This window comes from Mesotoga sp. HF07.pep.5.2.highcov (assembly GCF_003666285.1).
Taxonomy (GTDB): Bacteria; Thermotogota; Thermotogae; order Petrotogales; family Kosmotogaceae; genus Mesotoga; species Mesotoga prima.
In genome coordinates this window covers 1-12,548 of the sequence record NZ_JFHJ01000532.1, presented here as the reverse complement: position 1 = coordinate 12,548, position 12,548 = coordinate 1, and the positions used below count along the sequence as shown (strand labels likewise).

The following is a 12,548-nucleotide window of genomic DNA, read 5'->3' as shown; positions in this document are numbered from 1 at the left end:
ATATTCGTAGATGAATTCCAGGACACCGATGAGCTTCAAAGCGAGATCATTCGACTCCTTCGGGAAGAGACTAAGAATAGAGTCTTTTTTGTTGGAGATTCGAAGCAGTCTATCTATCGTTTCCGCGGTGCGGACGTATCGGTATTCAACAAGACAATGAAAAGCTTTCAAAATAACGGGGGCGAATTAAGAAACCTACGAATCAACAGGCGTTCACATCCCGATCTTGTTACCTTTCAGAATAAGCTTTTTGGGAAGATAATGAAGAGGGATTTCGAAAACGAGTTTTTTCGTTCGATTTACGATGAAGACATAGAGTCTCTACCATATCAAAGAGATATTGAGTCTTCGAGAGTGAGGATAATTCGAACGGAATCATCTGACGATTCGAGAGAGGTCGCAAGATCCGTAAGGGCCCTAATTGAAGAGGAGCTTGTTTTCAAAACAAAGACCGGTGAATACGAGAAACGGCGAATAGTCCCCGGTGATATTGCTATTCTTCTTAGGACCTTTTCAAAGATCTCTAGCTACGAGAATGCACTGGAAAAATTGAATATTCCCTTCTACACCGTTGGAAGCAGAAACTTCTACGAACGGCCCGAGGTCTCCGGACTTCTGTCATGGCTCGATCTCCTGGTAGATCCCCTAGACAACAACAATCTTGTGTCATTTTTGCTTTCGCCGGCTTTCGGGGCTTCTCTTGATGAAGTCCTATCACTAAGGTCGAAAAGAGATCTCAGACGTTTGCCACTGTACTTTGCCCTCATGGAAAGCAAAGAGGACAGATTTGCGCACTTAATTGATCTGCTCAAGAAATTCGGAAAACTTAAGTACATTCTGTCACCGAGTGAAATCCTCGAGAAGTTCGTTGAAGAAACAGATTACTTGCCTAAGCTGGCCACACTGAAATCCGGAGAGAGAATGATCGCCAATGTCAAAAAGCTTCTTGAGCTTGCGAAGGATCTGGATAGAATGGGTAGCTCGCTTCGCGAGCTCTCCTCGAACATCAAGGCTTTTATAGATTCCAGCGATGAATCGGAAGCCGCTCTTGAAACAGAGGAATCAGACAGTGTGAAGATTCTCACCGTTCACAAATCAAAGGGACTGGAGTTTCCAATCGTGATTGTAGGTGACACTTTCTGGAAAAAGAAGAACTCTGACAGGCGACTTTTCTTCCATGATGGAGGCTTTCTCATAAGTAAAAGTAAACCTGACAGAGAAGAAGGCCTTATCGGAAGTTTGGCATCGCTAGAAGAGGAGAAGGAGTTTGAAGAAGAAAAGCGCACTCTTTATGTCGCTCTTTCAAGAGCACGTGAGATGATAATTATCAGTCTAAATGGTAGGAGTGATTCCTCCCGACCATGGTCGAAGATGATATGCAGTTCTTTGCTTCAACCGGAAAGCGATAAGGTTGAAGCTTCCTTTGAAGGGATAGTAAAACACTTCTATCCAATCGATCTTCCATCCATTCAAGAGACTGTTTACATTGAAGAACCTTTGTTACCTGAAGTCACTTCGGTACTGCCTCTGACAGACTCTTCGTACATAAAGTACCTCTCTCCAACTTCGATAACTGCAGACGACGAATTTGAACTGGAATCGGAATCATACGCCGGAAGCCCCGGCCTTGTAAAGAATGCCGCAGATATTGGCCTTCTTGCTCATTACTTGCTTGAACCGGTGGGAGTCATCAGTAAGCGCGGCTCGGTCACGACTCTCGAATCAATTCTTAACGGGGGTAGGCCAGTCTCAGTTGACAGGATTAACTTCAACGAATATGATCTGTCTGAAGTGAAAAAAGTTCTTTCCACTCTGGTAGCTCATCCGCTGATAAAAGAAATAGAGGGGGCGGAAAGAGTCTTCAGCGAATTTCACTTCCAGCATGGATTCGGAAAGTACGTTTTAATGGGAATTGTTGATAAACTATATTTGAAGGATGGAAAATGGAGGATAGTAGATTTCAAGTTTGCCAGTCTGAACAAGAGATTCATAAATAAGTATCGTTTTCAAATGAACCTGTACCTGTATATTCTTAAAGATCTCTTGTCACCCATTGAAGCTACTCTTCTCTTTCTCAGAGATGGGAAAACCGAAAAGATAATGCTGGAAGACTCTGACAGCTTCGAGAAAGAGCTCCTTCAAATGATCTCAAAAGCCGGAGGCGGTAAAAATGGATCTTAAACCAACGCGTCGCTCTTTCATGATCAGATACTTCATTTACCCTTACTACTTCGTACTGGGAATCGTTTTCTATCTCAATTTTGATCTCTCTGGAATTGATGGAAACAACTGGCTGTTCTTAATAGTGAGCTGGATTGCCTTGACCGTGATTCCAGGCATTTTGCTTGCGTTTTCGCGAAAAAAATTCGGTTGGTTCTTCTGGCCGGCAATCTTGAACGCTTCTGGATGGCTCGTTAGGTACTTATTCCCGGAAGAAACTTACAATGATTTGAAGCCCCTATTTGATAACGGTCCGGTTCTGCTCTTCATCGTAGCAGGGCTTCTTGGCATAGTATTTGTGGAGATCTATAGAACTACCTTCAAGTACAATCTCAGCGATGCGGGAGTAGAGGTAACTTATGGAATGTTCAGAGCGAATTCCCATATGATCGTAGCCAGACACATCACAAACGTGATGCTTAAAAGGAATTTCTTCGAACTTATATTGGGAGTAGGTCATGTGATACCTGTAACATCGTCTGGAATGGGTTCGGGAGACAGGGGCGTATTGGGAGGCTTTAGTGCCGACACTGGTACTCAGAACGTTCGAGGTGGAGCGTTTATCGGAAGTGTGAGTACCGAAAAAGAATTCGTCGCTAACCCAAAGAACTGCATTTACGGCATTTCAAAGCCCAAGGAAATTATGGAGAGACTGAAAGAAATGGTTCTATAGAAAGGATTAATGGCGTGCCCGGGGCGATTTGAACGCCCGGCCTCCAGATCCGCAGTCTAGCGCTCTATCCAGCTGAGCTACGGGCACCCATAAACAATATAATGGCGGAGAGAGAGGGATTCGAACCCTCGGAGGGTATAAACCCTCACGTGCTTAGCAGGCACGCGCCTTCGGCCTCTCGGCCATCTCTCCACCCTACAGAGTTCATTCTATCATGGTGCGCTGGTCGTGTCAATACAAGCTAGATGGCTCAAGCCTCTTCAAATAAGGCTGATTAAGCCTTTTACGATCATTTAGATTTGCTCTTACTTCTTAAAAGATCTCGACCCCGGATAAGAGTTAGTTCAGGTTTTTTGGCTTGAGAGAAGGCCCGATTAGTGGGCAGTGAAGAAAGGAGTATCCGTAAGAAATCTCTTTTTCAAGATATTTGATTCACAATCATCGGATAGAAGTTTGCTGGAAAAGAATCCCGGATTCTCCGTTCTTCAAGATCTGCACAGTGCTTGCTCTTGACTTTAGATGATGAAATGGATTCTCCACATAAGGATTAACTGAATGTTTGTGCAGTATCGTCTGTGGAATAATGGGCTTGACATGGAATGTGAAAGGGCGTGATCTGAATGATCATAAGAGAGATTAGAGAGAATGATGCTCCCGGTCTACACGAGGTATTAGTTGATATCGGATGGTTCAAAACCAAGAATGTTGAAGAAGAGATTTATCTGAAAAGTGTGAAGGAAATGATCAGATGGAGTGTTGAAAGAGATGATCACCTAATTCTCATTTCGGAAGAAGGCGGCGAGTTAACCGGGTACACGAGCGTCCATTTCTTGCCTTACCTTTTCATGGGTAAGCCGGAAGGGTACGTTGGCGAGCTTTTTGTGAAGACTGCCTGGCGAGGAAAGGGATTTGGCAGTGAACTTCTAAGAAGAGCCATAAATGAAGCGAGGGAAAGAGGTTGCTGTCGTATCAGACTGATAAACATTAGAGACAGAGAATCATATAGACGTGGCTTTTATGCGAAACAGGGGTGGCAAGAGAGAACCGATGCAGCCGACTTCATGATGAAACTTGATTGAGATAACCCGCAGATTCGAAATGAACGAAGCAGTGACAATATTCATTGTCAAGCAGGGAAACTTGAACCACCGAAGTTGAAAGGACGATAACGCTGACTCTACCAGAAAGAAAACGGGGGAAACCCGTGGGCGATGAAATCAAGTGGCGGACTTTCTCTGATTGTTTCATGATCCCACCCCAACAATCAATCTATCCTGCGCTCTTCTCAAGAGCGATTCCTTCGGCAAAACCCTTTCATTTTGCCTCAAAGAAATAGTTTATAATTTATGAGGAAGGTGATCGTGTGATAAGTCCGGAGGCTTTTGAGAAACTCCTGGCGAAAGTGGGCTTGTTGTGCCTGGCGATTGCTTTGCTCCTATTCATTTTCCGGAAGGCAGGTCTCAGTCTGGGAAGCTTCCGGGGGATATTCATGTAAGCCGAGATGGTTTTGAGTTCTGGTTTCCAATCACTTCGGGGTTTATTGTCAGTGTATGTATTACGGGAATGTTGTGGCTCTGGAAATTCATCAGCAAGTTCTTTTGAATCACGGAGGATGAATGAATACAGTTTATTTGAGAGTAAATTCAGAGGAACCGGATGAGTTCAGACTGAAAAAAGCAGCGAGATTTATCAGGGAAGGTGAGTTGGTTGTCTTCCCAACGGAGACGGTATACGGGTTGGGCGCCAACGCCCTAGATGAATCTGCAATTTCGAAAATCTACCATGCAAAGGGAAGACCGCAGGACAATCCGCTGATTGTTCATGTTTCCAGTCGTGAAATGGTCGCCGATCTTGTTTTGCAGAATCTCAGCGAGTACTCAGCTTTGATGGACACTGTTTGGCCAGGCCCAGTAACTCTCATTTTCAGGAAGAGAAAAAGAATCCCTGACTCGGTAACGGCTGGGCTTGACACGGTCGCCATCAGGTTTCCGTCTCATCCGGTAGCTTCTAAGCTTATCGAGCTTTCTTGTGTCCCAGTTGCTGCTCCCAGCGCCAACTTGTCGGGAAAGCCCAGTCCAACCAGGGAAGAACATGTAGTAGAAGACATGGATGGGAGAGTCAGCTGTATTATCCTTTCGGGGTCGACAGTCTTCGGTCTAGAATCGACTATCATAGATCTTTCGAGGGAAAGACCTGTTCTTTTGAGACCCGGGCCGATAGATCCAGATCAGCTCAAATGCGTACTTCCAGATCTACAAATACCGGGCTTTGCATCTGGCCGGGAGCAGTATCTCGGTGATCCTTTGTCTCCTGGCTTGAAGTATCGTCACTACTCACCTGACATTCCTTTGATACTTGTGGAAGGCGAGTTGGGTTTGGTAGTCAGCAAAGTGGGGATCATCGCCGGAAGGAAGAGCTCACTTGTGCTCTGTTCCGAAGAGCTCCGGGACTATTATCCCGTTCAAGTAAAGAAGGTGGTTCTCGGTTCGAGAAGTAACCTTCTTGAAGTCGCATCAAATCTCTTCAAAGAGCTCAGAAATAAGGAGAACATGAGCTTCTCTCAAATTATAGCGGAGCCTTTCCCGGAAACGGGAGTCGGTCTCGCAATAATGAATAGACTCAGGAAAGCAGCCTGGAAAATCGAAAGAGTTTAGACGTAGCAAGTTGGAGAGTGATTTGTTTGAAAGGAAGACTCAAAGATATTTCTGGAGAGATCTTTGTAGTACTCGGTACAATACTGGTGGCGCTTGCCTTCTTTATGGTCTTTACCTGGGGTGACAAAGCGGTAGTGATGACTGAGATTACCGTCATAAAAAAGATAGACAATTCAAGCGCGGGAAATTCCGACTACAGAATAATCTCCGAGTCAGGCGAGGAATTCACAGTGAGAAACGCAGAAAGCCAGGGCTTTTATGCTGCGTCTAAGGTCTTCAGGATGCTAGAAGTGGGAAGGACGTATCAGGTTCTTGTCACAGGAAGAAGGATTCCCCTGTTTTCTATAAAGAGAAACATCATAGAGGCGATCCCCTCCCAGTAATCTACTAGAAGGAAAAACCATTTTTCAGAAGATCAACACAAGTCCTTGTAACGGAAGGATCGTAAAGAGTTCCGGCTCCGGATGTGATTTCCTCTATTGCGACATTCAGTCCAAGAGCAGGTCTGTATGGCCTATGTGATGAAATTGCTTCCACAACATCTGAAACGGCAATTATTCTTGCCGGTAGAGATATTTCTTCACCTTTCAATCGGTTTGGATAACCGGAACCGTCCATTCTTTCGTGGTGTTGAATAACATATTCTGCAATCGGGAAACCGAACTCGATCTCCCCTAATACTTCACAACCAAGTCGTGGATGCTCCTTGATCATTTCCATTTCTATTTTATTGAGTCTACCTGGCTTACTTAGAATCTCTGAAGGGATCCAAAGCTTACCAATGTCATGGAGGAGCCCGCTTATTCTGATGTTTTCGCAAAGCTTTCTCTCAAGTCCCATTTTTCTAGATACTGCTTCAGCGAGGAGTCCAACTCTTCTTTGATGATCGGAGGTATAAGGATCTCTGATTTCAGTGATCTTCGAAAGAGCATTCACAGTACTCTTGAAAGTGTTTTCGAGTCTTTCTTTGCTTTCTTCGATCTCGATCTTTGCAGCCTTAAGATCCGTTATATCGGAGATGAAACCCTCTACGAACGACTGATCTTCACCTGGGTTTTTGATTACTTTTCCCCTTTCCAGTACGTGTTTGACAATGCCTGACTTGGTCACTATTCTATACTCAATCTCATAATGATCGTCTCTGGTAAAAGACTCCTGTACGCTTTTCCAGACTTTCTCCCTGTCTTCCGAAAAGATGAGATCCGCATACGACAGTTTTTTGTTTCCAATTATTTCTTCCGGTCTATAGCCTGCAAGATCAACCAATCCCCCACTGAGAACTTCCATAGTCCAGTCTTTGTCGTTCTTGCATCGGAAGGCAATTCCGGGAAGGTTTGAAAACAGCCTATCTAGCTCTAATTTGCTCTTCTTCAGGTCCTTCCTCGCTTCAGATGATTCGTCAAAGTCATTGTAGACGATGGCGATAACATTTGAAGAAAGTCTGGAAATCGATACATCTCTCCAAACCTCGCTTCTTGTTTCTGGATTATGTTTCGATCCAATGTGAAGTGGAATGCCCGTTTCGTTTACTCTACGAACGCCGTCCATTACACTGAATTCCCGGGCCGGAGGAAACACGTGTTCAAGGTCCATTCCAATGGCAGCTTCTCTCGTAAGACCTTCAGTTTCAAGCGCAGCTGGATTTGCATCGATCACTTTGCAGCGTCCCTCGAATGTCAACTCACACAGAATGATTCCGTTCCTTAAAAGCGATAAGAAATCACGGTAGCCATCGATATTCATGGAACTAATCTTGCCGAACGCTTCTCCAGAACTTCATTCGACTTTAGGTCTCGAGTTTTAAACATTCATTTTCATCTCCCGATAAATGAATATTCAATCTTAGCACCAATAGGTTACCGCGCAAAGTGTTCGACAGACTTCGATTAGATTAATTTCAAGGTTTGCGAATCACTGCGCTCTTCAAAGATTTGACCGATCCTTTGAAGCCAGTCATACTGTTGGAAGAAAGCATCGAATCAACTATGGCCTCAACGCAGGCCCATGCGGATGCCCTGAATATCTCGCTAATCGTATTCTCATTTTTCATCAATCGCTGATCCCTCAAAGAGTACTCCCTCGCAGTACTGAAAGCAAGAGAGATATCACCGCTTCCGTGATGTCCGGGAGCCCCAAGCAAGCCTATGGCAAGACTCATATGTCGCGAGACCCGCTTCAACTGATGGGGCATCAAGGGAAGGTCGGTGCCAAGAATCATGATCAGGGATCCGGCACCTTGAGCTGAACTACCACTGTCGTTAGACAACTCTAGCGAAGGTATTCTAAGATCGGAAGACCTCCCGAAATTCGAAAGAACAATCGCCCCGACGGTGTACTTCCTCCCATCGAATTCAATAATCCTGGATGAAGATCCTATTCCCCCTTTATACCCGAAACAGATCATTCCAGTTCCTGCTCCGCAACTACCAAGAGCAAAGTCTTTTCTTGCATCCATTACAGCTTTAGATACCATCTCTTCTCTGATAGATAATGAGCGAATATCACTGAGGTACCCATCGTTGCACTCCATTACAACAACATTTAAAGATGTCATTTCAGGATTGTCTTCAAGTGCTAGTTTCGCTGCTCCCTGCTGAACAGCCCCTATCGACAGAGTATTTGTGAGAAAGATGTCACTCTCTACAGTCCCGAGCTCCTCTATCTGCACAAGGCCCATCGATTTCCCATAACCGTTGAAAACGCTGCACGCCGCTGGAATCGGAGATCCATATACCCCAGAAATCCTTACGACGCTTATGCCGGTACGCAAACATCTTGGCGCGTCTTCAATCAAAGTGAAATGTCCTACCTCTATTCCCTCAAGATCAGTAATCTTGTTCAACGGACCTGTCTCATAAGCATCGGGTGGGCTAACCAGTTCTCTAAACCTCATTTCTACACCTATCTTTCGATAATCGACAAAGGATCCTGCTTGGATATCAGATACCTTTCCATCGCAAGACCAGAAAACAAGACAATTAGTATCATTATAAAGATTTTAAGAAAAACCTTAGCTGCCACGAATGATGAAATGTACACTCCAGACAGGAAAAATGCCTTAAATATACTCCAGCTCATTGTTCCCAGGATAAACCCGATTGTGGCTCCTGAAAATAGCACTAAAATCAACTCCCCGAAAAGCAGCAGAGCTATTTCACCCCTTCCCTGACCAATAATGTTTCTAATAGCCAGCTCTCTTCGTCTTCCCAGAACTATCCTTGTGACGGTGACAACAGCAATAATGACAACTACGAAGAATTGAAGATATATGATAATCGAGGTTATGAGATTCATGAACTGACTCTCCTTGAGAATCTTAGCTTCGAATGAGCGACGATCTACAACCTCAGCTACACCGGCTTCAGAGGCAAATAACCTGATTTCCTCAACCAGATCATCTCCAGCGTGAAAAATCAATAGCCCCTCGGCAGCGACTTCTTCTTCCACAACGATGCCGGAGAGACCGTAAAGGGACGGAAGCACAACCGGTGAAGAATTGCCATAGCCGTTAACCTCTCCGCTATTTATTAGATCGAACAGGCCCTTGCTGACATAGAATGCGTTTTCTGAAGTATCTTCCACAAGTGTCTGCTCAAGCTCTGAATTCTTCGATGAAACAACGGGTATGAAGATCTCTGTGGTTCCAAAGATAAGCTTCACATCTAGGTTTAAAAGTGAAGCGGGAAGTACAGCCTGGATCGGGAAACAATCTCTTCTGGCAGTTCAATATCACCACTTTCCATAGTTTGGACATAAGAACAACTATCGAAGAACCGACCACTATCGCGGATAGTATCGGTAAGCGAGGAAAGCAATGATCCGAAGAGCGTAACGAGAAGGGCAAAAACTATTATGTTTACAAATAGGGATCTGTAGCCGTCGCTTCTCAGCGGAAATCGAAGCCACGGCAAACTTATGTTCTTAAATCTATTCTTTAGTATCCCTTTCTTCTTTTCCGAGCTCTTTAGAAGTCCCACAAGATCCCGGCTCAGGTGACTCCCGATCAAAACTTGAGTGAATACAACAGTTACTGCTGGAATAACTAGCGTCCATATCGTAGAGACAAAGATATCACCGACAAACAGACCGTTGGGTTCGAAAAATCGAGTCTCTAGATATGAAACAAGAATCCTTCCCGCAAAGAGACCAATAATCCAACCGGCGGCACACTGGTATACGGATTCAAAGAAAAGTCTCGCACCGAGGCTCGCTGGTGAATGGCCAATTGCCGCCAGAATACCGTATTCCTTTCTTCTTTCACGAATGCTGACCGAGTTAAGCATTGTAAGTCCAATTATAAACACAAGAGCAACGCAGAGATTGCACAGGAGGACTCCCAGGTAATAACCGGAATAACTTCTTTCGATATTCTCTCTTGAAGAGATGGGACCTTGAACCCCTACTTTGAGTTCTTCACCGGCTATTCTTGACCTCAACTCACTTTCGACCGCTATTGAAAAACCTCTTTCCGAAAGCACTATGAATCCATAAGCGCCTTTTCCTCCTGAAATCCCGGACGGACCGATTCCAAAAACCGAAGGGCCTTTAAGTGCAGCAACAACATTATACAGCCCCCTGCTCGCCGTCTCGAAGATCTCCTCGTATACTAGTCCTATGCCGACTCCGGAGGCCTTTAAGAACGAGTCGGAAACCATTATTTCATTTGTTTTAGGGGAGAAAATCCTTCCGTCGACTATGTAAGACTGGCTCACCTGCAAAATCCGTGCAATGTCGGTTTGCTTTATTCCGTAAACAGGAAAATTCGCTCTCGCGCTTCCAAAAAGATTGTAACCAAGATAAGCGATATCTACCTGGATCACATCTGAAATGCCAGATACATCTGCAAAAATCTCTTTGAGGTTGTCATCGATCTCTTCTTTTCTACCGGTATCGGAAAGGTACTGCACAGTAATCCAATTTTCGTTGATCTTCGAGATCCTGCTTCTGGTCTCTCCAAAAGATAGAAATATCGAGCTCAAAACGATACTTACAGCGACTCCTAAAGCAACAACAATTATGAAGACTAGAATTCTCCCGGGCCTTCTCCTAAAATAAAGCCAAATGTACTTAAGCATTCACAGTATCCTCGTATACCTGCCCGTTTTCAACTTTGATCCTTCTCTTAAAATCAGCGATAATTTCCGCTGAGTGAGAGACCAGGATTAGAGTCGCTCCTGATTTCGAGCAGTAAGATCTCAACAGGTTGATTACTTTTCGACCGTTTTCATCATCGAGTGAAGCGGTCGGTTCATCGGCAAAAACGACCTTAGGATTTCCTATCAAAGCTCTCGCTACAGCTACCCTTTGGCTCTGCCCCACTGAGAGTTCATAAGGAAACCTCTTCAGCAGGTCTTCAAGTCCAAGCGCAGTAGTAATCTCCTCGACTCTCCTTTTGATTCCTTGTTTATCTCTTATAGGAACCAGGATGTTTTCTCTCACAGTTAAATGATTAATCAAGAAGTGTTCCTGAAAGACAAAACCAAATTCCTTCCGTCTTAGTTCCGCCTTCGCCGATGGAGTAAGAGCGGTAATTTCCTTACCTTCATATTTAACTTCGCCGCGACTTGGCTCTTTCAGAGTACTCATGATGAAGAGAAGGGAAGACTTTCCTGAACCGGAAGGGCCGAAAACTCCTACCTCTTCTCCTTGTTCTATAATTAGGTTTGTTGATTTTAGCGCTGCCAGAGCTTGTTTCTTTGTTTCATATATCAGTGCGACTTCCTTGAGTTCGAACATTCTTCTTCCTCCTTGAGAGAAGACCTTGTCTTGATTATCCCACAAACGTCATTTGGTGACAAAGCTTGGTGAATCCAGAATGAACGGAAACAAATTAACGGCAGGTATTGACGATTAGAGTTGCAAGAGTACTTTGGTGATTACTAGAACAGACACTTGGATGATATATACTTTTTCTATGCGGAGGTGAAGCGATGAAAATTATGATAGACATAGATGATATTCTCACAAACTTCAATCTTGCATTTCTTAGAATTGCCCATAAAATGTATGATGAAGTACCGATAGAAGTCGAAGTCAAGATCTGGGATTTCTGGAAAAGCGTGCCCAACTTGACGCTTGAAATGGAAGAAAGGGTCTGGGAAAGGATTAGAAACACACCAAACTTTTACGAATCACTACCTTCATACGCAAACGATGAGGATCTTAGGAGATTAGGAGAACTAATAGCCGAAGGTCAGCATGAGGTCTATTTCATTACTTCTCGCTTTCCCACCAAAGGGAGAAATGTTCAGATCCAATCTCAAAGATGGATTCAGAAAGAGATCGGTCAACCAGTTTCGGTAATAGTCAGTTCAAGAAAGGGCGAACTATGCGAAGTACTTGGCATTGAATTCGCGGTCGACGACGCCCCCCATCACATAGAGAACCTACTTGATCACGGGATCAATACATACATAATGGACTGGCCATACAACAGACATATAGACCACAGACTCCGGGTCAAGAGCCTTGGCGAATTTCTCGATAGCGTTTTGATCTAATACTCAGGAGGTTAAGTGTATGAAGAAAGTATTCATCGCTCTTCTATTAATGCTTTTCGTAACACCAATCTGCCTTTCGTCAGCTGTCTGGGAGGATCAAGTAGTCTATTTTTTAATGATTGACCGGTTTTCAAATGGTGACCCATCCAACGACGACATGGGATTAGGAGAGGCTGGTAGTGATAACTCAAGATACAATGGTGGGGACTTGAAGGGAATAATCGATAAGCTAGATTATATCAAAGGACTCGGTGCGACTGCAATCTGGATTACGCCTCCCGTTGCCAACCAGTGGTGGAATCCTTGGGTCAATTACGGTGGCTACCATGGTTACTGGGCGAGAGATTTCAAAAGGATCGATGAACATTTCGGCGACATAGCTCTATATAAGGAGCTGGTAGAAAAAGCCCATGAGAAAGGTCTGCTTGTAATACAGGATATAGTTCCTAATCACGTGGGTGACTATTTTAGATTCGTGGACGGCGAATTCGAAATGAATTC

At 44.3% G+C, this 12,548-nt stretch carries 13 protein-coding genes and 2 tRNA genes; 8 read left to right on the top strand and 7 right to left on the bottom strand.

Features of this window, described 5'->3' with window-relative positions; all coding sequences use genetic code 11:
- Together BG32_RS11460 and BG32_RS11455 are read left to right on the top strand one after the other, a co-directional pair.
- Window positions 1-2,181, top strand: a 2,181-nt coding sequence (locus BG32_RS11460; protein ID WP_121526851.1) for an exodeoxyribonuclease V subunit beta, incomplete at its 5' end; no start/stop codon positions are given.
- Window positions 2,171-2,893, top strand: a complete 723-nt coding sequence (locus BG32_RS11455) for a PH domain-containing protein (protein ID WP_006487214.1) — start codon at window positions 2,171-2,173, stop codon at window positions 2,891-2,893. The genes BG32_RS11460 and BG32_RS11455, both read left to right, overlap by 11 nt.
- 10 nt (window positions 2,894-2,903) lie before the next feature.
- Here BG32_RS11455 and BG32_RS11450 read toward each other — a convergent pair.
- Both BG32_RS11450 and BG32_RS11445 read right to left on the bottom strand, forming a co-directional pair.
- Window positions 2,904-2,980 (bottom strand) — tRNA-Arg (locus BG32_RS11450).
- Window positions 2,981-2,995: 15 nt separating this feature from the next.
- Window positions 2,996-3,085, bottom strand: a tRNA-Ser gene (locus tag BG32_RS11445).
- 428 nt (window positions 3,086-3,513) lie between these two features.
- Between BG32_RS11445 and BG32_RS11440 the strand changes: the two genes are divergently transcribed.
- The 4 genes from BG32_RS11440 to BG32_RS11425 all read left to right on the top strand — a co-directional run bounded on the left by BG32_RS11440 (window position 3,514) and on the right by BG32_RS11425 (window position 5,930).
- Window positions 3,514-3,972, top strand: coding sequence for a GNAT family N-acetyltransferase (locus BG32_RS11440; protein ID WP_099773003.1), 459 nt, complete (start codon window positions 3,514-3,516; stop codon window positions 3,970-3,972).
- 334 nt (window positions 3,973-4,306) lie between these two features.
- Complete coding sequence (locus BG32_RS17180) at window positions 4,307-4,495, top strand: DUF2905 domain-containing protein (protein ID WP_409072663.1); 189 nt, start codon at window positions 4,307-4,309, stop codon at window positions 4,493-4,495.
- 14 nt (window positions 4,496-4,509) lie between these two features.
- On the top strand, window positions 4,510-5,547 hold the full coding sequence (locus BG32_RS11430) for an L-threonylcarbamoyladenylate synthase (RefSeq protein WP_006487187.1): 1,038 nt from the start codon (window positions 4,510-4,512) through the stop codon (window positions 5,545-5,547).
- A gap of 26 nt (window positions 5,548-5,573) precedes the next feature.
- A complete protein-coding gene (locus BG32_RS11425; protein ID WP_006487186.1) occupies window positions 5,574-5,930 on the top strand; it encodes a hypothetical protein in 357 nt (118 codons plus the stop codon).
- A gap of 4 nt (window positions 5,931-5,934) precedes the next feature.
- Here BG32_RS11425 and BG32_RS11420 read toward each other — a convergent pair whose 3' ends face one another.
- The 5 genes from BG32_RS11420 to BG32_RS11405 form a co-directional block, all read right to left on the bottom strand.
- The gene (locus BG32_RS11420) at window positions 5,935-7,203 is read right to left on the bottom strand and encodes an HD domain-containing phosphohydrolase (RefSeq protein ID WP_259459697.1); all 1,269 of its coding nucleotides are present in this window, start codon (window positions 7,201-7,203) and stop codon (window positions 5,935-5,937) included.
- 241 nt (window positions 7,204-7,444) lie between these two features.
- Window positions 7,445-8,440, bottom strand: a complete 996-nt coding sequence (locus tag BG32_RS11415; protein WP_006487184.1) for a P1 family peptidase — start codon at window positions 8,438-8,440, stop codon at window positions 7,445-7,447.
- Window positions 8,441-8,448: 8 nt separating this feature from the next.
- Complete coding sequence (locus BG32_RS16660) at window positions 8,449-9,207, bottom strand: FtsX-like permease family protein (protein ID WP_259459696.1); 759 nt, start codon at window positions 9,205-9,207, stop codon at window positions 8,449-8,451.
- A gap of 8 nt (window positions 9,208-9,215) precedes the next feature.
- Complete coding sequence (locus BG32_RS16655; protein WP_259459695.1) at window positions 9,216-10,622, bottom strand: ABC transporter permease; 1,407 nt, start codon at window positions 10,620-10,622, stop codon at window positions 9,216-9,218.
- Window positions 10,615-11,283, bottom strand: a complete 669-nt coding sequence (locus BG32_RS11405; protein WP_006487182.1) for an ABC transporter ATP-binding protein — start codon at window positions 11,281-11,283, stop codon at window positions 10,615-10,617. The genes BG32_RS16655 and BG32_RS11405 overlap by 8 nt, the downstream gene beginning before the upstream one ends.
- Before the next feature lie 194 nt (window positions 11,284-11,477).
- Here BG32_RS11405 and BG32_RS11400 point away from each other — a divergent pair, with 194 nt between their 5' ends.
- Together BG32_RS11400 and BG32_RS11395 are read left to right on the top strand one after the other, a co-directional pair.
- Complete coding sequence (locus tag BG32_RS11400; protein WP_006487181.1) at window positions 11,478-12,047, top strand: 5' nucleotidase, NT5C type; 570 nt, start codon at window positions 11,478-11,480, stop codon at window positions 12,045-12,047.
- A gap of 19 nt (window positions 12,048-12,066) precedes the next feature.
- Window positions 12,067-12,548, top strand: a 482-nt coding sequence (locus tag BG32_RS11395; RefSeq protein WP_259459694.1) for an alpha-amylase family glycosyl hydrolase, incomplete at its 3' end; no start/stop codon positions are given.